The sequence below is a fragment of the Roseovarius sp. MBR-154 genome (genome assembly GCF_053628595.1).
In genome coordinates this window covers 38272-57807 of record NZ_JBRJGR010000010.1, presented here as the reverse complement: position 1 = coordinate 57807, position 19536 = coordinate 38272, and the positions used below count along the sequence as shown (strand labels likewise).

Sequence of the window (19536 nt, the reverse complement as noted above, 5' to 3'; positions counted from 1 at the left end):
TCCGGGTGATGCCGCGCCCGGGCCGCTGCGTCAAGCGATGCTTGAGGCGCGGGCCCGGATCGGCTAGCAAGATGATCCAAAGAAGACGAGGGCAGGCATGGCGTTCACCATAGCGATCGACGGACCGGCAGCGGCGGGCAAGGGCACCATCGGGCGGGCACTGGCCGCGCATTTCGGCTTTGCGCATCTCGATACCGGGCTGCTCTACAGGGCCACCGGGCGGCGTATGCTGACCGGGCTCGATCCGGTCGAGGCGGCGCAAAGCCTGCGCGCCGAGGATCTCGAGGCGGACGACCTGCGCACGCCCGATGTCAGCCAGGCCGCGAGCCGCGTCGCCGCAATCCCCGAGGTGCGGCAGGCGCTCCTGGATTTCCAGCGCGCCTTCGCCCGGCGCGCGGGCGGGGCTGTGCTCGATGGCCGCGATATCGGCACGGTGATCTGCCCGGAGGCCGAGGTGAAGCTCTTCGTCACCGCCTCGGACGCCGAACGTGCCCGGCGGCGGCACAAGGAACTGACCGAGGGCGGCCACGCGGCCACGCTCGACGAGGTCATGGACGACCTGCGCCAACGCGACGCCCGCGACAGCGCCCGCGCGGCGGCCCCGCTGAAACCGGCAGAGGATGCACATCTGCTGGACACGTCGTCGATGTCAATCGAAGACGCAACCGCGAAGGCCATCGCCATCGTGGATATGGCGCGGCGCTGATGTCGGGCAGATCGGAACAGGGGCAACTGCGGCACCACTCGGCCGGTCATCACGACCGTTCCCGACCGGGCGTCATTTGAATTCGACCTCAAGGATCCGGTTTCTGTTCAACTCGCCCCAGATCGCACCCTTGTTGAACTTGTCGTCCTTGATGGCGATTTCCAGAACGTTCCTGTCCTGCAGCTGACCAAGCTCCTGCGGGATGACCTGCATCCACCTGGAATTGGTGACAGGTTCGGATTTGACCTCCTTGCCATTCAGCAGCACGGCGACCTGAGCGGCATGATCGGCGCCGTTGTCATGTCGCTTGATCCTTATCGACGTCATGCCGCGCAGCGCCTCGGCGGAATAGAACAACCTGCCCCTGTTATAGGCCCGCCAGGTGTTCGGTCCCGTCTCGGCGGGCATCCACCCGTTCAAGAGGTCGAATTTCGAGATATCGGCTTTTGGTGCGCGGTCGAGATTGGCATTGTCCATGTATCTGACCAGGAAGCCCGCACTCTCGATCGGGCTGCCGATGGTCTCGAAAAACGCCCGAGCGTCGATCAGGTCATCGGCGGGCCGTCTGCCGCAGGACTTGTCATGCGGAACAGTGCCGATCGCGCTGATATTGCCACGGCTGCGATACAGCTTGTCCCGTGTCGCGTCGCTCACACTCCAGAATGTCGGGGTGTTGCCAATCGCGGGGTCATTGATCCGCGAGGTAAGAATGCGCGCGTCTTCGAGAAGGCTCACGCATTCGTAATATTCGTTGATCGGCAAGACCCCCTCGTTCACGCCGTTGAGAACCATGGGATGTTCCGCGAAAATCCTGAGTTCTTCCTGTTCGCGCTGGTCCGGCGCATCCTTTCTGTCCATGAACGGATCGGAAACGAGAAGTATCGTTCCGCCCGGTCTGGTGACCCGCAGCATCTCTCTGAAGGACCTGCGGAAATCGTGCATGTGGTGCAAGGCGGCGTTCGCCACCGAGACATCGAACGCATCGTCTTCGAACGGCAGGGTGTTGGATGTGGCGATCAGCCACCGCGCCTCGGGCACCAGTTGTTGCCCGACATCCACGGCCACCGGATTGAAGTCGAGACAGGTGACATGTGCCCCCCGATTCGTCAGCCTGATCGTGTCGCCGCCCAGCCCCGCGCCGTTATCGAGCACTTTCTTTCCGGCCAGATCGACGTTCTCGGTCAATAGATGAAATGCCACCCACTCGTTGAACCGAACCGATTGCGCCATGTCGCTGCTCCCGGCGGCAGCCTGCGGTTTCGGTGCAGCGGCCGCTTCACGCTGCTCGCGATACTTTTTCTCCAGATTCGTTTCTGCTTTCTGACGGTTTCGCCTGGTTTGCTCGATATCCATCTCGAAGGTCACTTTCGACGCGACCTCCATGAGACCCAACGCATCGTCCGGAGCATATGCCCCGATAAAGAAGGCGTTTCGAAACTTCGGGAAAAACGTGTTGCAGCCCTTGCAGGACAATCCGTCTTGCGCTCTGGCGACCGGGCCGAAACAGAATACGCACCTCAAATCATGCGTCTGCAAACCGCTCTGAGTCATGATGCCGGGATGTCCTTTCCGCCAAGTTCCATCAAGGGTCACGCCCTGCGATGGGCGTGCGCCGGTTGTCCGCAGGCTCGCCCTTCCGGTTTAGACTAGTTGAACGCCCGGCACGCAAGCAAGCCTTACGCGCCACGTGGATGCCAATTCGCAGGTCAATCCGCCTGGCCGCACGTATATAGCCCTTTAGACGCTTGATTTACGCGCCTGCCCCCGCTATACGCGGCGCGTCAACAAGGCGGAAACCGCCACGAAGCATTGAGATCGAGCAGGGTCGGCACCACCGGCCCTCTTTGTTTTGTGACCCGCCTGACCAATGAAACCCCCAAAGACCGGCGGAGACAACCGCACGGCCAGAAAACCGTTCAAAGGAAACCAGAGACCACATGGCTCAAAACGTATCTATGGAGGACTTCGAAGCCCTTCTTGAAGAAAGCTTCGAAATGGACACGCCCGACGAGGGCACGGTTGTCAAAGGCAAGGTCATCGCCATCGAGGCGGGACAAGCCATCATCGACGTCGGCTACAAGATGGAAGGCCGCGTCGATCTCAAGGAATTCGCGAATCCCGGCGAGCAGCCCGACATTTCCGTCGGCGACGAGGTCGAGGTCTTCCTGCGCTCCGCAGAGAACGCCCGCGGCGAAGCCGTGATCAGCCGCGAGATGGCCCGCCGCGAAGAGGCATGGGACCGTCTCGAAAAGGCCTATGCCGAGGAAGAGCGCGTTGAAGGCGCGATCTTTGGCCGCGTCAAGGGTGGCTTTACCGTCGATCTCGGCGGTGCCGTGGCCTTCCTGCCCGGCTCTCAGGTCGATGTCCGCCCGGTGCGTGACGCAGGCCCGCTCATGGGTCTCAAGCAGCCCTTCCAGATCCTCAAGATGGATCGCCGCCGCGGCAATATCGTCGTGTCGCGCCGCGCCATCCTGGAAGAGAGCCGCGCCGAACAGCGCGCCGAGGTGATCGCCAACCTCACCGAGGGGCAGACCGTGGACGGCGTGGTCAAGAATATCACCGAATACGGGGCGTTTGTGGATCTCGGCGGTGTCGACGGCCTGCTGCACGTCACCGACATGGCCTGGCGCCGCGTCAACCATCCCTCGGAAATCCTGTCGATTGGCGAGACCGTCAAGGTTCAGGTCATCAAGATCAACAAGGACACGCACCGCATCAGCCTCGGCATGAAGCAATTGCAGGAAGATCCGTGGGATCTGGTGGCTGCCAAATACCCGCTCGATTCCGTGCATACCGGCCGCGTGACCAACATCACCGATTACGGTGCCTTCGTCGAACTGGAGCCCGGTGTCGAGGGCCTCGTTCACGTCTCGGAAATGTCCTGGACCAAGAAGAACGTGCATCCCGGCAAGATCGTCTCCACCTCGCAAGAGGTCGAAGTCATGGTGCTGGAAATCGACAGCGCCAAGCGTCGTGTCAGCCTTGGCCTCAAGCAGACCATGCGCAACCCGTGGGAAGTCTTTGCCGAGACCCATCCCGCCGGTACCGAGGTCGAGGGCGAGGTCAAGAACATCACCGAATTCGGTCTGTTCATCGGTCTCGAAGGCGAAATCGACGGCATGGTCCATCTCAGCGACCTGAGCTGGGACGAGCGCGGCGAGGAAGCGATCCAGAACTACAAGAAAGGCGATGTGGTTCAGGCGGTCGTCTCCGAGGTCGATATCGAGAAAGAGCGCATCTCGCTCTCGATCAAGGCGCTTGGCGGTGACAAGTTCGCCGAGGCCGTGGGTGGTGTGAAGCGCGGCTCGATCATCACCGTCGAAGTGACGGCGATCGAGGATGGCGGCATCGAGGTGGAATACGAGGGCATGAAATCCTTCATCCGCCGCTCCGACCTCAGCCGTGACCGTGCAGAGCAGCGCCCCGAGCGGTTCTCGGTCGGCGACAAGGTCGATGCCCGCGTGACCAATGTCGATGCCAAGACCCGCCGTCTGGGCCTGTCGATCAAGGCCCGCGAGATCGCCGAAGAGAAAGAGGCGGTCGAACAGTACGGCTCCTCCGACTCGGGGGCCTCGCTCGGCGATATCCTTGGCGCGGCGCTCAAGGGCGACAAGTAAGCGTCTGACGCTGTGACTTGATCAAGGCGGCCCCGTCGGATCGGCGGGGCCGTTTTGCGTTTGGCGGATATTGGCGGGGGAGCGGTCGGCCTGGAGCGGACCTTGGCGGTATCAGGGACGAGCCGCGCGGTGCCCGACCGCGGGTGGGCGCGGCACCCTTTCCGGAAGGCACTTTATATCAGCCCAATACTTCCGCGTTTTCAATTACTTGATACGTGGCAAAAGCGCCCGCCCGTCACGCCAAAGGCGTGCCGGTGCTATCGGCGCACCTTTGGTGCGACGGGGCGGTCGGGCGCTGCGCGGCGGCGCGTGCCGCGCCTTGATTCCGCGCATTGGCACCAAGGTTAAACGGCAGCTCCAGGCCACTCGCCCCCACCTGCCCGATGCCTCTCTTTACCCCTCCGCGCGCACCGGCGAGCGTTGCTCGCCCAGCCCGGTGATGCGCAGCACCATCTCGTCGCCGTCCTTCAGAAAGCGCGGCGGCCTGTGCCCCATGCCCACCCCCGGTGGCGTACCCGTGGCGATGATGTCGCCCGGCTCCAGCACCATCAACTCGCTGAGATAGGACACGATCCGCGCCACCGAAAAGATCATCCGCCCGGTATGGCCGCTCTGCACCCGCTCGCCGTTCACCTCGACCGAAAGATCGAGCGCCTGAACGTCGCCGACCTCGTCCGGCGTCACCAGCCAGGGCCCCAGCGGCGCGAAGGTGTCGCAGCTCTTTCCCTTGGTCCATTGGCCCGAGCGTTCCAGTTGCAGCGCCCGCTCCGAAACATCGTTGACGATGGTATAGCCCGCCACATGGCGCAGCGCCTGCGCCTCGGTCACGTATTTGGCGCGGCGTCCGATGACGATGCCAAGCTCGACCTCCCAATCGCCCTTCGCCGCGCCGCGCGGCAGGATCACCGGATCGTGCGGCCCGTTGATCGCCGAGGTCGCCTTGAGGAAGACCACCGGGTCCTCAGGCGGCTCCACCCCCAGTTCGGCGGCGTGGTCGGTATAGTTCAAGCCTATGCACACGAGCTTGCCGACCTGCCCCACCGGCGGCCCGATGCGCGGGCCGCCCGGCACCAGCGGCAGGCTTTGCGGGTTGATCCGGGGCAGATCGCCCAGAACACGACCTGCCAAATCCGGCACCACCCCGCTCAGATCGCGCATCTGCCCGTCGGCATCCAGAACGGCGGGCCGTTCCTGCCCGGCCTCGCCATATCTCACGAACCGCATGTTCCATCCCCTGTTCCGCTCGCTCTGCCGTGCAGCATAGACCGCAGGCGGCGCTTCGCAAGGGGCTGGTCACGGGCCGCACGGGGCCTATCATCGGCGCATGGTCCTGCACGTCACCCCAGAGGGGCTTTATTGCCCCGCCGGCGATTTTCACATCGACCCGTGGCGTCCCGTCGCGCGGGCGCTGATCACGCATGGCCATACCGATCATGCGAGGGGCGGGCATCGGGCATACCTCGCCACCGATCTCGCTGCCCCGGTGATGCGCCACCGGCTGGGGGATATCACGCTCGACACCATCCGCTACGGCGAGGCGCGGCAGATCGGCGATGCGCGCGTCTCGTTCCACCCGGCGGGCCACGTCCCCGGCTCGGCACAGATCCGGGTCGAGGTGGGCGGCGAGGTCTGGGTCGTCTCGGGCGATTACAAGCTGGAGCGTGATCCGCTCTCGACCCCGTTCGAGCCGGTGCGCTGTCATCAATTCGTGACCGAATGCACCTTCGGTCTGCCGGTCTTCGACTGGCCCGACCCCGAGGATGTGGCCCGCGAGATCAACACGTGGTGGTCAACGAACGCCGCCGAGGGGCGATTCTCTCTGCTCGGGGCCTATGCGCTCGGCAAGGCGCAGCGCGTGCTCGGCATGCTCGATCCGACCATCGGCCCGATACTCACCCATGGCGCCATCGAGGCCACAAACGCGGTGATGCGCGGTCAGGGCATCGCCCTGCCCGACACCCACCACGTCACCCCCGCGACCGATCTGCGCACGATGCGCGGCGCGCTGGTCCTCGCCCCTCCCGGGGCGCTTGCGGGGCCTTGGGCGCGGCGGTTTCGCCCGGCCTCAACCGGGTTCGCCAGCGGCTGGATGCGGCTGCGCGGCGTGCGCCGCAGGCGCGCGGCGGATCGCGGTTTCGTGCTGTCGGATCACGCCGACTGGGCGGGCCTCAACCGCGCCATCGCCGAGACCGGGGCCGAGACCATCCACGTCACCCACGGCTATACCGAAATTTTCGCCCGCTGGCTGACCGAGCAGGGCTATGATGCCCGCGTCTTGCGCACCGAATTCACCGGCGAGACGCTGGATGACGGGGCCGAGACATGAAGCAGTTTGCCGCGCTCTTCGCCACGCTCGACCAGACCACGCGCACCAACACCAAGGTCGCCGCGCTGGCCGACTATCTCCGCACCGCCCCCGAGGCGGATCGCCTCTGGACCATCGCGCTCTTCTCGGGCCGCCGTCCGAAACGCGCCATCACCACCACCCGGCTGCGCGAATGGGCCGCCGAGCGCGCGGGCATCCCGCTTTGGCTCTTCGAGGAAAGCTACGCAATCGTCGGCGATCTGGCCGAGACCATCGCGCTGGTGCTGCCACCGCCCTCCACCACGCACGCCGCCAGCCTCGCGGACTGGATCGACCACCTGCGCGCCTTGAAAGACGCCGAAGACGCCACCCGCAAGGAACAGGTGCTCGCCGCGTGGGAGCGGATGGAGCCGCTGGAACGGCTGGTCTTCAACAAGCTGCTCACCGGCGGCTTTCGCATCGGCGTCAGCGCCGGGCTGATGACCCGCGCACTGGCGCAAGCCCTTGAACGCGACGAGGCCGAAATCGCCCACCGCCTGATGGGCGACTGGACCCCCGACAGCACCACATGGGCCGCCCTGATAGAGAGCCAAGACCCCACCGACACCCTCTCGCGCCCCTATCCCTTCTGCCTCGCTTACGGTCTGGAGCACGGGCCCGAGAGCCTTGGGCCACCTGCCGACTGGCTGGCGGAATGGAAATGGGACGGCATCCGCGGGCAGGTGATCGCGCGCGGCGCGCAGATCTTCATCTGGTCGCGCGGCGAGGAGTTGATGACCGACCGATTTCCGGAACTGGCCATCTTGTGCAATCTCTTGCCAGACGGCACGGTGATCGACGGCGAGATCCTCGCCCATGACGGCACTGCCCCCTTGCCCTTCGCCGCGCTGCAAAAACGCATCACGCGCAAGACCGTGCCGAAGAAACTGCTGACCGAGGCCCCGGTGATCCTCATGGCCTATGACCTCTTGGAACAGGGCGGCCACGACCTGCGCGACACCCCCTTCGCCGAACGCCGTGACCGGCTCGACCAACTGATCGCAGACCTCCCCGACACCGCCCCCCTGCGCCCCTCACCGGCAATCCCCTTCACCACATGGGACGACCTGAGCACCACCCGCACCACCGCCCGCGACCACCGCGCCGAGGGGCTGATGCTCAAGCGCCGCAGCGGCCCCTATCACGCGGGCCGCAGAAAGGGCGACTGGTGGAAATGGAAACTCGATCCGCTGACCCTCGACGCGGTGATGATCTACGCCCAAGCGGGCCACGGACGCCGGGCCAACCTCTTCACCGATTTCACCTTCGCGGTCTGGGACGGCGATACGCTCGTGCCCTTCACCAAGGCCTATTCCGGCCTCACCGATGCCGAGTTCCGCCAGATCACCGCATGGGTGCGCAAGAACACGACCGAGCGCTTCGGCCCCGTCCGCCAGGTCCGCCCCGAACATGTGTTCGAAATCGCCTTCGAGGGCATCCAGGCCAGCCCGCGCCACAAATCCGGGGTGGCGCTGCGCTTTCCCCGCATGGCCCGCTGGCGGCAGGACAAGCCGACCCATGAGGCCAATACCCTCACCGACCTGCGCGCCATGCTGGCGCAATACGGCTAGCTCAGGAACACCCGCCGTCCAGCAGCACCCGATTGCCCCGAATGCCGGTCACGCTGACCGTGCAATTCTCCACCGAATGGCTCTCGCCGACGCGCAGGCTCTGCGTATCCAGGCCGTTGATCGCCAGCCGCGCCGCGTCGCCCAGAATGCCCGAGACGAAGACCCGCAACAGCCCGTCGCCCAAGCTCGCCATCTCGCCCGGCCCATAGGCCGTGCCCTCCCCGGCGGGCATGTCGCAATCCGAACTGATCCGCACGCCGTCTGCGCCGACCTCGCCCAGCGCCAGCCGACAGGCCCCGGCCTCGTGCCGCACGGTGACCGCCTCGCCCGGCGACATCTGCGCCGCCGCGCCATTCACCGACAAGAGCGCCGTGCCAGCTTCGGCGTCCACACGCTGCACGAAGGCGCGCACCGCGCCATCGGCCAGCACGAAGGTCTCACCAACCCCGCGCGCCTCGGCCACCAGTGCCAACCCCTCGGGCGTCTCCGCCTGCGGCGCGCTCACCGCCGCCGTGCCGGTCTCGGGCTCCGGCGCGGCTGCGGGCTGCGCCTCCAGCGCGCCGCGCACCGCCTCGGCCTGCGCCTCAGCGGTTTGGGAAATCTGGCGACCGATGTCTTCGGCCACGGTGTCGATTCTCGCCTCGAGCGCGGCGATCCGCTCGCCGAGATCGCTGGCCACCTGTTTCCCAAGACCGGCCACCGAATCGGCATTGCCCGAGACGCTCTTTTCCAGCGCCGCCAATCGCTCACTCACCTCCGACAGCGCAGTGTCGTCACCCTGAACTGCGGCGGACAGATCCACCATCGCGCGGCCCATGCTGGTGCCGACCTTGCTCTCGATGGTCGAGAGCGACAAGAGCGCTCCCACCAGAAGCCCGGCAATCCCGCCGCCCACACCGGTCACGACCGGGTTCTTCAAAATCTCTGACATGTTCAAATCCTCCCCCTGGACGGTTAAGGATACGGGGATTCGCAAAATCCGGAACAGTTTTTTCGACCGAACCGGCCTGCGTGCATATACTTCGCCCATTCTGCGCGCTACCTCTGCGCAGACCGATACAAGGAGCGCCCCATGACCGATACCGTCCTCCGCGATGCCAACGCCCCCTCGGGCAACAAGAACCTCGGCGATCTGCCGGAATGGGATCTGAGCGACCTCTACACAGGCGAGGATGCGCCCGAGCTCAAGCGCGATCTCGACTGGCTGCAAACCGCCTGTGCCGGGTTTGCCAGTGATTACGAGGGCAAGCTCGACACGCTGGATGCGGCCGGGCTGCTCGACTGCCTGCACCGCGACGAGGGGATCAGCCGCACGGCGGGACGGATCATGTCCTTTGCCGGGCTGCGCTATTACCAGCTGACCACCGATGGCGGGCGGGCGAAATTCCTCTCCGACTGTCAGGAGAAGGTCACGAATTACACCACGCCGCTGGTCTTTTTCTCGCTGGAACTGAACCGGCTCGACGAGGATGCGCTCAAGGCGATGTATGCCGAGAACGCCGATCTCGCGCGCTACGCCCCCGTCATCCGCCGCATCCGTGCTATGAAACCGCATCAGCTCTCGGATGAGCTTGAGAGATTCCTGCATGATCTGGGCGTGGTGGGCGACGCCTGGGAGCGGCTCTTTGACGAGACCATTGCCGGGCTCACCTTCACCGTGGACGGCGAGGAGATGGGCATCGAAGGCACGCTCAACCTGCTGACCGAGCAGGACCGCGATCAGCGCGAAGCCGCCGCGCGCGAACTGGCGCGGGTGTTTGGCGAGAATATCCGCACGTTCAGCCGCATCCACAACACCGCCGCCAAGGAAAAAGAGGTCATCGACCGCTGGCGCAAGATGCCCACCCCGCAGACCGGGCGTCACCTCAGCAACGATGTCGAGGCCGAGGTGGTCGAGGCGCTGCGCGACGCGGTCGTCGCGGCCTATCCCAAGCTCTCGCACCGCTATTACGAGTTGAAGCGCAAATGGCTGGGGCTGGAGCGCATGCAGGTATGGGACCGCAACGCACCGCTGCCGATGGAGGAAACCCGCATCGTTGGCTGGGACGACGCCCGCGCGACGGTGATGAACGCCTATGCCGCGTTCGACCCGCGCATGGCCGATCTGGCGCAGCCGTTTTTCGAGAAGGGCTGGATCGACGCAGGCGTGAAACAGGGCAAGGCACCGGGGGCGTTTGCGCATCCCACGGTGACCGATGTGCACCCCTACGTGATGCTCAACTACCTCGGCAAACCGCGCGACGTGATGACGCTGGCGCATGAATTGGGCCACGGCGTGCATCAGGTGCTGGCGTCTGAGCAGGGCGAGCTTTTGTCCTCAACCCCGCTCACGCTGGCGGAAACGGCCTCGGTCTTCGGCGAGATGCTGACCTTCCGCCGGATGCTCGACGGTGCCAAGGACCAAGCCGAACGCAAGGTGCTGCTCGCGGGCAAGGTCGAGGACATGATCAACACGGTCGTGCGGCAGATCGCGTTCTATGATTTCGAATGCAAGCTGCACGCCGCACGCCGCGAGGGCGAGTTGACGCCTGAGGACATCAATGCACTCTGGATGTCCGTTCAGGCCGAGAGCCTTGGGCCGGCGTTTGATTTCATGGACGGGTACGAGACCTTCTGGGCCTATATCCCGCATTTCGTCCATTCGCCGTTTTACGTCTACGCCTATGCCTTCGGCGACGGTCTGGTGAACGCGCTCTACGCGGTCTACGAGGAAAACCCCGAGGGCTTTCAGGAGAAGTATTTCGAGATGCTCAAAGCGGGCGGCTCCAAGCACCACAAGGATCTGCTGGCGCCCTTCGGCCTCGACGCCTCCGACCCGGCGTTCTGGGACAAGGGCCTGTCGATGATCTCGGGCCTGATCGACGAATTGGAGGCGATGGAGGACTGAGACCGCTGCCACAGCCCGACCGGGTGCTGCGGAATTTTCAAAAAATTCCGGTCCGATTTCTTTTGAAGAAATCGTTACCCCCGCGCCCCGTCGACGTGGCGGGCCCCGCAGTCCATACCGACGCAATACCGACGTGATACCGACGCGATACAGCCGGGCCTCACTTCAACTGGCTGTCCTTCGATCCGCGCCGGTTGATGCCGCTGCGGGGCTGATTCTGCGCTTGCAAATCGGACGCGCAGTCGATGCACAGCTTCACGCCGGGGATGGCGGTGCGGCGCGCCTCGGGGATCGGTTCCTCGCACTCGGCGCAATGGGTCAGGCTCTCGCCTTTTGGCTGCGCCCGGGCCTTGAGCCGCGCCAACTCGTCCGAAATCGAGGCTTCGATCTGTTCGCTCACCGCGCCATCGCGCGCCCACCCACCGGCCATGGCCGTCTCCTTGCTTGCAGCATCCAGTCTATGCCCGGCACCTGCCCCGCGTCAAACCACGCTCACGGTTCCACATGCCGGGCCGCAGGCAGCGGCAGCGCCATGGCGCGCACAAAGGCGGTGCCTACATCGCCTGCCTGTGTGATGATACCGTTGAGCATGCGTATCGCGGCGGGCGAGGTGACCGGCACGAAATGGTTATACCCCTCGCCATCCGAAAGGTCCGTGAAATCAACCACCTGTACATCGCCGCGTTGGACTTTTCCGGCGTCGTCGATCACCCCCAGACGCGGCTTTCTTCCGGTGACGAGACCCGAAAGCGTCAGCACGCGGTCCGCCTTGGTGATGAAGATCAGGAACGGCTGCGGCAATGTGCCAATGGCCTCGGCCTGCCGGTCGAAAAGATCAGGGTCGATATCGGGCGACATCAGCACCACGCCGCTGATCCTGTCGAGCAAGTGCCTGTCACCGCGCAGGGCGATCTGGCGCAGCGTCTCCATCACCAGTTGCGACCCCATGGAATGCGCGAGGATAAACACCGTCTCGCCCGACCGCGCTGTCAGATCGCGCAGCAGCGCCTCCAGATCGTCGCGCGCATAAAGCACGCTGTCGCGGTCATAGATATAGCCACGCGGATCGCCCGCTGAGGGCCAGGCAAACAGGAGCCCCGGCATCGGCACGTTGAAATCCGCCCGGATCTGCGCCAGCCGGTACATCGCCTCCGAAAGGGTATTGTTGTAGCCATGCACGAAGAGCAGCGTCTCGCGCCCCGTCGTGCGCGCGCGCATGTCGCGGATGAGCGCCTCCGACCCGTCATGCACCTGCGTCCCGGTCACCACGAAATCGGTGGCGGCATCGGGCGGTCCCTCGGGCCATTCGATGCGACCGGTCTCATGGGTCGGCGGGATCGAGATATCGGCGCGAAAATAATGCATTGCCTCAGGCCGCTCCAACCCAAAGATCGGCCCGGTCCGGTCGAGATCGCGGCCCGTCGCCACGAAAACCGGCTGAATGTCTGCTTGCGGATGCGGCGCCGCGCGCTCTGCGGTGACACGGGGCGCGCAGGCGGCAAGCAACAGGATGACGACCGTGGCACCGAGGCGGACCCAGCGGTCAGTCGTCCAGATCTCGGTCGCGCGCTTCACCATTGTTCCTCGCCTTCACCTGAGCGCGAGAAATAGGTGATGTCGAGCCCGCTGCCAAGAGCGGTCAGGCCGAGGTCAGCATGCCCTTTTCCTGCGCCAGATCGCGCATCCGCTTTTGCAGCTTCTCGAAGGCGCGTACCTCGATCTGGCGAATACGCTCGCGACTGACGTCATATTGCGAGCTGAGATCCTCCAGCGTGATCGTCTCGTCGCTCAGGCGGCGCTGCGTGAGAATGTCACGCTCACGCTCGTTGAGAACGTCCATCGCAAGGCCCAGCAACTCGCGCCGCGCCTTGAGTTCGTCCTGCTCCTCATAGGCCCCGGCCTGATCGGCATCCTCGTCCTCAAGCCAGTCCTGCCACTGCATCGTGCCCTCGCCTTCGGAGCCGACGGTGGCGTTGAGCGAGGCGTCAGACCCGGCCATCCGCCGGTTCATCGAGATCACCTCATCCTCGGTCACGCCGAGATCGGTGGCGATCTTCTTGACGACGTCAGGGCGCAGATCCCCCTCTTCCAGCGCGCCGATGCGTGCCTTGGCCTTGCGCAGGTTGAAGAACAGCTTCTTCTGCGCCGAGGTGGTGCCGAGTTTCACAAGGCTCCACGAGCGCAGGATATATTCCTGAATGCTCGCCCGGATCCACCACATCGCATAGGTCGCGAGGCGGAAGCCCTTTTCGGGGTCGAACCGCTTGACCGCCTGCATGAGGCCGACATTGGCCTCCGAGATCACCTCGGCCTGCGGCAATCCATAGCCGCGATAGCCCATGGCGATCTTGGCCGCGAGGCGCAGATGGCTGGTGACCATGCGATGCGCGGCCTCGGTGTCCTGTTCCTCGACCCACCGCTTGGCCAGCATGTATTCCTCTTCCGGCTCGAGCAGCGGAAACTTGCGGATCTCCTGCATGTAGCGATTCAATCCGCCTTCCGGTGTCGGCGCTGGCAGATTCGCGTAATTGCCCATGCCGTTGTCCCTCCTGATGTTTAGGTCGTTAACATTGACCTAGGACCGCCACCGCATCCTTTCAAGATGCCATGACTCATATATGTTAACGGTCAACTATGTGGTTTCCGTCGCGGTTCCCCCAATATGTCAGAATTTCACGTGATCTTGCGTGTTTGTCACGCCTCCCCTCTCAGCGCTGCGACCAGTGACGCCATATCAGGCGGCAGGTGCGACTCGAACCGCAGGGCCACGCCGCTCACCGGGTGGACAAAGCCCAGGACGGCGGCATGCAGCGCCTGACGGAAAAACCCGCCTGCGGCCTCGATGGCCCGGGGCGAGAGCGCCTTTTGCGACAGCTTGCGCCGCCCGCCATAGACCGGATCACCAATGAGCCCGTGCCCGACATGCGCCAGATGCACCCTGATCTGATGGGTGCGTCCGGTCTCCAAACGACATTCCAGCAGCGCCGCCGCCGGGGGATGGCCGAACCGCTCCAGCACCTGCGCGCGTGTGACCGCGTGACGCCCCCCCTCGAACGTCACCGCCTGTTTCTGACGGTCGGTCTTGTGCCGCGCGAGACCGGTAGCGATGCGCAGCACATTGCCCGGCTCGAACGATACGCCCCGCACGCCCCGCAGGCGCGGATCGCTGGCCTCGGGCACGCCATGCACCACCGCCATATAGGCGCGCTCGGCACTATGCGCCTCGAACTGTGCGGCCAGCCCCTGATGCGCGGCGTCGGACTTGGCCACCACCAGCAAACCGCTGGTATCCTTGTCGATGCGGTGCACGATCCCGGGCCGCCGCGCGCCGCCCACGCCAGAGAGCGTGTCGCCGCAATGATGCAGGAGCGCATTGACCAGCGTGCCTTCCGGGCTGCCGGGGGCGGGATGCACGACCATGCCCGCGGGCTTGTCGATCACGATCAGGTCGTCATCCTCATGCACCACGACAAGCGCGATCTCCTCGGCCCCGATATGGCTCGCGCGCGTCTCTGGCACGTCGATCTCGATCAGGTCACCCGGCGCCACCCTTGCCTTGGCCTCTGAGACCACCGCGCCGTTCACGCGCACCGCGCCCTCTGCGAGCAGCCGCGCCAGCCGCGTGCGCGACAGCGCTGCCGCCTCTGGCACATCGCGCGAAAGCGCCTTATCAAGGCGGGACGGCGGATCGTCCCCGATCCGGAACACGAGCGGGTCTTGCCCCATGGATGATAGCCCCCCGCCGGTCAGCCCGGCGACATTGAAATTTCTCGCGCGGCTGGTCACGGTGCTGACCGCCACGATGATTGTCGGCGTTGTAGTCATCGTCGCCCTGCTTGTCATCCGCTTCCCGGGCGAGGAGCGGACTCCATCGCTGGCCCTGCCCGACAGCATCGCCCTGCCCGACGGCGCGCGCGCCGAAGCGGTCACCTTTGGCGGTGACTGGCTGGCGGTGGTCACCGGGGATGACCGCATCCTGATCTATGACCGGGCGAGCGGCGAATTACGGCAGAGCATCGCGATAGAGTAGGATGGCGTTCATGACCCGCACGCATTGGCTTGTCCTGCTCTCCGGCATCTGGGCCGCGCTCTATGCGGCGTCCTTTCTTCTGGCTGCCCACACCGCCCCTGAGGGCGACGGGTTCACGCGCGGAATGAACCGGCTGACGGTGTTTGTGCAGTATCAGGTCGGCGCGGGGATCGTGGCAATCGTGATCTGGGCCATGGGCCAGCGGCTGCGCCACCGCTGGCAACGCTGGCTGGCACGGGTGCCGGGGCTGCTGGCGCTCGGGTTGGTGCTGCTGGTGATCGGCGTGATCGCGGTGGCCGTGATCACGCAGCGATAGGCCGACACCAGCCAGTCGATTCCGAATTCCGGCTGATTGGATATAGGTGTAGGCTGTCGGCATGTCGGGTCTGAACCTCCATCACCTGCGCCTTTTTCGGGCGGTCGCGCATGACGGCACGCTCACCAGGGCGGCACGCAGCCTGAACCTGTCGCAATCGGCGCTCTCGACGCAGATCAAGGCGCTGGAGGCCGCCGTTGGACAGGCGCTTTTCGAGCGGCGCGGGCGCGGTCTCGTGCTGACCGAAGCAGGGCGCATCGCGCTCGATCATGCCGAGGCGATCTTTCGTACCGCCGAGGATCTCAGCGCCACGCTGCGCGACCGCAAGGCGGGCCGCCGGGCGCTGCGGGTAGGTGCCTTGGCCACTCTGTCGCGCAATTTCCAGATGCAGTTCCTGCGCCCGCTGATCGGGCGGCGCGATGTCGAGGTGGTGCTGCGCTCGGGCGCGCAATCCGAGCTGTTGCGCGGGCTCGAGGCGATGGCGCTCGATGTCGTGCTGACCAATCTCGCCCCCGCGCGCGACGCCGCCAGCCCCTATCTGATCCAGCGGATCGACGCGCAACCAGTCAGCCTGATCGGCACCGCCGCGCGCCTCAAAGGACCGCCCCGCGACCTGCCCGCCCTGCTGGCGCAGTTTCCCCTGATCCTGCCGACGCCCGAGACGGCCCTGCGCGCAGGGTTCGACGCGCTCGTCTCGCGGCTCGGGGTCACGCCGCAGGTTGCGGCCGAGGCGGATGACATGGCGATGCTGCGCCTGCTGGTGCGCGCCGATGCCGGGCTTGCCGTGATCCCGCCCATCGTGGTGCAGGACGAGTTGCGCAGCGGCCATCTGGTCGAGGCCATCCAGCTTGACGGCATCACCGAAACGTTCCTCGCGGTGACGCTGGAGCGGCGCTTTCCCAATCCACTGCTGGCCGAGGTTCTACCCTGAGCGGGCGTGCGCTCAGCGTTTGGCGCGGCCCAGCACCAGACGTTCGGGCACGGGATGCGCGGTATGCGCCGCCAGCATCGCCGCTGCGCGACCGGCCAGCGCCTCTCCGGGGGCCACAACGCGCCGGGTCGCCAGATCGACATGCAGCAGCAGCGTCTCGATGGTGGCCGCCGGAGTATCGTCGCCATCCCAGAGCCGGTGCAACAGATGCAGCTTGCGCCCGTCCCCGGCGAGAAGCTGCGTGGTCATGGTGACGCGCCGACCGATCTCGATCTCGGCGAGATAGCGGATATCCGTCTCGACCGTGAAATAGCTCAGCCCGCTCGCGATATAGGCGGCATCCGCGCCCAGCATCTCCATCAGCCGGTCCGAGGCGCGGGTGCCAAGCTCGAGATAGGCGGCCTCGTTCATGTGACCGTTGTAATCGGCGAAACTGCTCGGCACCTGCGCCTCAAGCGTCATCGGCAGGCCATCCACCCCGGTCTCGGCGCGCGGCAGCGTGGCCTCATGGGTAAGGATGACACCACCCGCCCCGGTCTGCGTGCGCTTGAGCGCGCGCAGCATGGCGACGAGATTGTCGTCGCGCAGCCGTTCCAGCTCGCGGATGCTGAGATGACCGGATTGCGCGTCCGACTGGCTCGCGATCAACTCGACCAGCGCCTCGTCATAGTCCGGCACATCCGTCAGCCGGGTCCAGGGCAGGCTCAGACAGGGGCCGAACTGATCGAGGAAATGGCGCATGCCCGCCTCGCCCCCGGCGATGCGATAGGTCTCGAAAAGGCCCATCTGCGCCCAACGCAGGCCAAAGCCCATACGGATCGCCTCGTCGATTTCCTCGGTGGTGGCGATGTCGTCCTTGACCAGCCACAGCGCCTCGCGCCAGACCGCCTCGAGAAAGCGGTCGGCAATATGGGCGTCGATCTCGCGGCGCAGATGCAACGGATAGAGCCCGACCGAGGTGAGCGTCTGCTTCGCCCGGTCGATCAGGTCGGGGGCGTTCTTGTCGGTCGTCACCAGTTCGATCAGCGGCAGAAGATAGACCGGATTGAACGGATGCGTGACGACGATCTGACCGGGCCGGGTGGCGCAGCCCTGCAATTCCGACGGCTTGAACCCCGAAGTGGACGAGCCGATGATCGCCTCCGGGTCGCACCATTCCTGCAAGGTCTGGAACACCTTGCGCTTGAGCGGCAGACGTTCGGGCACGCTTTCCTGAATCCACTGTGCGCCCTCCACCGCCTCGGACATGGAGGTGTGAAAGCTCAGCCGTCCCTCCTCGGGCAGCGCCGCGTCATAAAGCCCGGGCAGCGCGTGGCGTGCATTGGCCAGCACCTCGCCCACCTTGCGCTCGGCCTCCGGATCGGGATCGAACACCGCCACGTCCCAGCCATTGAGCAGGAACCGCGCGGCCCAGCCGCCGCCGATCACCCCGCCGCCGATGATTGCCGCCTTGCCCGTCATCACACCATCCTCTCCGTATGTCCGTCCACGGCCATGATCTGGCCGGTTACCTTGCCCGCGCCCGGCGAGGCGAGAAAGAGCGCCATATCCGCCAGATCGTCCGCCGTGACCCAAGTGCGCAGGCTGGTGCCCGAGGCGTAGACGCCGCGCACCGCGTCTTCCGTGCGACCCGAGGCGCGGGCCTCCATCGCCACGACATGCTCCATCCGCGCACCCTCGACCGCGCCGGGGGCGATGGCGTTGACGCGCACGCCGGCCGGGCCAAGCTCCATCGCCAGCGTCTTGGTCAGCCCCACCAGACCCCATTTTGCCGCCACGTAAGGCGTGCGGTAGGGCACGCCGTGCAGGCCAGAGGTGGAGGTGGTCAGCAGGATCAGCCCCGCGCCTTGCGCCCGCATCACCCGCGCCGCCCAGCGACAGGCCAGAAACGCCCCGAAGAGGTTGACACCCACACAGGCCCGCCACTCGGCATAGTCGAGATCCTCGATCCGTCCCGCCGGGCCGCCGCTGCCCGCATTGGCGCAAAGCACATCTGCCCCGCCCCAGGCCGTCTCGACTTCGCCGAGAAAGGCGGTCATCTGCGCCTCGTCGGTGACATCCGCCCGCCACACGATCATCGCCGGATGATCGGCGCGCATCCGCGCGACCGCCGCCGCGTCGGCATCGCAGAGCGCCACCCGGTCGCCACGCGCGGCAAAGCGTTCGGCCAGACGCTGCCCGATGCCCGACGCGCCGCCGGTGATCACGACGCGCTGGCTCATCCGCGCGGCGCCCGCTTCACGAGCCCGAGCGCGTCGCGCACCTCCTGCGGCCTCATGACCCGCGCACCCATGCGCTCGACGATGCCGACGGCACGCTCCACGAGCTGCGCGTTTGTGGCCAGCACGCCCTTCTCGAGCCATAGATTGTCCTCGAGCCCGACGCGCACATGCCCGCCCGCCAGCACCGCCGCCGCCGCATAGGCCATCTGGTTGCGCCCCAATGAGAAGGCCGAGAAGGTCCAGTCGTCGGGCACGTTGTTCACCATCGCCATAAAGGTGTTGAGGTCATCGGGTGCGCCCCAGGGCACGCCCATGCACAGCTGCACCAGCGCCGGGGCCTCCAGCACGCCCTCCTTGACCAGTTCCTGGGCGAACCACAGATGCCCGGTGTCGAAGGCCTCGATCTCGGGCTTCACGCCCAGGTCGGTCATCCTCCGGCCCATGGCGCGCAGCATGCCGGGCGTGTTCGTCATCACGTAATCGGCCTCGGCGAAATTCATCGTCCCGCAATCCAGCGTGCAGATCTCGGGCAGGCAGTCGGCGACATGCGCCACCCGCTCCTCGGCGCCGATCATGTCGGTGCCCGCCGGATTTACCGGCAGCGGCGCCTCGGTCGAGCCGAAGGTGATGTCGCCGCCCATGCCGGCGGTCAGGTTCAGCACCACATCCACCTCCGCGTCACGAATGCGCTCGGTCACCTCGCGGTAAAGATCGAGCCGCCGCGACGGTGCGCCGCTCTCGGGGTCGCGCACATGGCAATGCACGATGGCGGCCCCGGCGCGGGCGGCGTCTATGGCGCTCTCGGCGATTTCCTTCGGCGAGCGCGGCACATGCGGGCTGCGGTCTTGGCTGGCACCCGAACCGGTCACGGCGCAGGTGATGAACACGTCGCGGGTCATGGTCAGCGGCATC

The 19536-nt window shown here is 65.7% G+C and carries 17 protein-coding genes and 1 pseudogene; 8 read left to right on the top strand and 10 right to left on the bottom strand.

Features of this window, described 5'->3' with window-relative positions; all coding sequences use genetic code 11:
• Nucleotides 1-97 precede the first annotated feature (97 nt).
• Nucleotides 98-706: a (d)CMP kinase gene (locus ACSSV4_RS13495; RefSeq protein ID WP_454275640.1), complete on the top strand. Its 609-nt coding sequence runs from the start codon at nucleotides 98-100 to the stop codon at nucleotides 704-706.
• Between the two features lie 72 nt (nucleotides 707-778).
• On the opposite strand, the gene ACSSV4_RS13490 is transcribed toward ACSSV4_RS13495, so the two are convergent.
• Nucleotides 779-1936, bottom strand: coding sequence for a class I SAM-dependent methyltransferase (locus ACSSV4_RS13490; RefSeq protein ID WP_454275639.1), 1158 nt, complete (start codon nucleotides 1934-1936; stop codon nucleotides 779-781).
• 680 nt (nucleotides 1937-2616) lie between these two features.
• On the opposite strand from ACSSV4_RS13490, the pseudogene rpsA reads away from it, so the two are divergent.
• Nucleotides 2617-4323 (top strand): annotated as a pseudogene (gene rpsA / locus ACSSV4_RS13485) (30S ribosomal protein S1); the annotation flags it as partial.
• 393 nt (nucleotides 4324-4716) lie between these two features.
• Here the strand turns inward: rpsA and ACSSV4_RS13480 are convergent.
• Nucleotides 4717-5547 (bottom strand): fumarylacetoacetate hydrolase family protein, encoded by an 831-nt coding sequence (locus ACSSV4_RS13480; protein ID WP_454275638.1) that lies wholly within the window; start codon nucleotides 5545-5547, stop codon nucleotides 4717-4719.
• Nucleotides 5548-5647: 100 nt separating this feature from the next.
• On the opposite strand from ACSSV4_RS13480, the gene ACSSV4_RS13475 reads away from it, so the two are divergent.
• A complete protein-coding gene (locus ACSSV4_RS13475; RefSeq protein WP_454275637.1) occupies nucleotides 5648-6649 on the top strand; it encodes a ligase-associated DNA damage response exonuclease in 1002 nt (333 codons plus the stop codon).
• Complete coding sequence (locus ACSSV4_RS13470; protein WP_454275636.1) at nucleotides 6646-8238, top strand: ATP-dependent DNA ligase; 1593 nt, start codon at nucleotides 6646-6648, stop codon at nucleotides 8236-8238. The genes ACSSV4_RS13475 and ACSSV4_RS13470 overlap by 4 nt, the downstream gene beginning before the upstream one ends.
• A gap of 1 nt (nucleotide 8239) precedes the next feature.
• On the opposite strand, the gene ACSSV4_RS13465 is transcribed toward ACSSV4_RS13470, so the two are convergent.
• Entirely contained in the window at nucleotides 8240-9169 is a 930-nt protein-coding gene (locus tag ACSSV4_RS13465; RefSeq protein ID WP_454275635.1) for a hypothetical protein, read from the bottom strand.
• A 141-nt stretch (nucleotides 9170-9310) separates the two neighbouring features.
• Here ACSSV4_RS13465 and ACSSV4_RS13460 point away from each other — a divergent pair, with 141 nt between their 5' ends.
• Nucleotides 9311-11125: a M3 family oligoendopeptidase gene (locus tag ACSSV4_RS13460; RefSeq protein WP_454275634.1), complete on the top strand. Its 1815-nt coding sequence runs from the start codon at nucleotides 9311-9313 to the stop codon at nucleotides 11123-11125.
• Between the two features lie 160 nt (nucleotides 11126-11285).
• Here the strand turns inward: ACSSV4_RS13460 and ACSSV4_RS13455 are convergent, their stop codons facing one another.
• The 4 genes from ACSSV4_RS13455 to ACSSV4_RS13440 form a co-directional block, all read right to left on the bottom strand.
• Nucleotides 11286-11555: a DksA/TraR family C4-type zinc finger protein gene (locus tag ACSSV4_RS13455; protein WP_454275633.1), complete on the bottom strand. Its 270-nt coding sequence runs from the start codon at nucleotides 11553-11555 to the stop codon at nucleotides 11286-11288.
• Between the two features lie 62 nt (nucleotides 11556-11617).
• A complete protein-coding gene (locus tag ACSSV4_RS13450; protein ID WP_454275632.1) occupies nucleotides 11618-12703 on the bottom strand; it encodes an alpha/beta hydrolase in 1086 nt (361 codons plus the stop codon).
• 61 nt (nucleotides 12704-12764) lie between these two features.
• The gene (gene rpoH / locus ACSSV4_RS13445; RefSeq protein WP_454275631.1) at nucleotides 12765-13661 is read right to left on the bottom strand and encodes an RNA polymerase sigma factor RpoH; all 897 of its coding nucleotides are present in this window, start codon (nucleotides 13659-13661) and stop codon (nucleotides 12765-12767) included.
• Between the two features lie 158 nt (nucleotides 13662-13819).
• Nucleotides 13820-14851 (bottom strand): RluA family pseudouridine synthase, encoded by a 1032-nt coding sequence (locus ACSSV4_RS13440; protein ID WP_454275630.1) that lies wholly within the window; start codon nucleotides 14849-14851, stop codon nucleotides 13820-13822.
• Between ACSSV4_RS13440 and ACSSV4_RS13435 the strand changes: the two genes are divergently transcribed.
• The 3 genes from ACSSV4_RS13435 (at nucleotide 14850) to ACSSV4_RS13425 (ending at nucleotide 16402) form a co-directional block, all read left to right on the top strand.
• Nucleotides 14850-15155 (top strand): DUF6476 family protein, encoded by a 306-nt coding sequence (locus ACSSV4_RS13435; RefSeq protein WP_454275629.1) that lies wholly within the window; start codon nucleotides 14850-14852, stop codon nucleotides 15153-15155. The two genes, ACSSV4_RS13440 and ACSSV4_RS13435, sit on opposite strands and share 2 nt — an antisense overlap.
• 10 nt (nucleotides 15156-15165) lie before the next feature.
• Nucleotides 15166-15471 (top strand): hypothetical protein, encoded by a 306-nt coding sequence (locus ACSSV4_RS13430; protein ID WP_454275628.1) that lies wholly within the window; start codon nucleotides 15166-15168, stop codon nucleotides 15469-15471.
• 61 nt (nucleotides 15472-15532) lie between these two features.
• Nucleotides 15533-16402, top strand: a complete 870-nt coding sequence (locus tag ACSSV4_RS13425; protein ID WP_454275627.1) for a LysR family transcriptional regulator — start codon at nucleotides 15533-15535, stop codon at nucleotides 16400-16402.
• Nucleotides 16403-16414: 12 nt separating this feature from the next.
• Here the strand turns inward: ACSSV4_RS13425 and ACSSV4_RS13420 are convergent, their stop codons facing one another.
• The 3 genes from ACSSV4_RS13420 to ACSSV4_RS13410 are packed head-to-tail and all read right to left on the bottom strand — an operon-like array spanning nucleotide 16415 to nucleotide 19535.
• Complete coding sequence (locus ACSSV4_RS13420; protein WP_454275626.1) at nucleotides 16415-17863, bottom strand: carnitine 3-dehydrogenase; 1449 nt, start codon at nucleotides 17861-17863, stop codon at nucleotides 16415-16417.
• The gene (locus ACSSV4_RS13415; RefSeq protein ID WP_454275625.1) at nucleotides 17863-18624 is read right to left on the bottom strand and encodes an SDR family oxidoreductase; all 762 of its coding nucleotides are present in this window, start codon (nucleotides 18622-18624) and stop codon (nucleotides 17863-17865) included. The genes ACSSV4_RS13420 and ACSSV4_RS13415 overlap by 1 nt, the downstream gene beginning before the upstream one ends.
• On the bottom strand, nucleotides 18621-19535 hold the full coding sequence (locus ACSSV4_RS13410) for a 3-keto-5-aminohexanoate cleavage protein (protein ID WP_454275624.1): 915 nt from the start codon (nucleotides 19533-19535) through the stop codon (nucleotides 18621-18623). The genes ACSSV4_RS13415 and ACSSV4_RS13410 overlap by 4 nt, the downstream gene beginning before the upstream one ends.
• Nucleotide 19536: the final 1 nt, after the last annotated feature.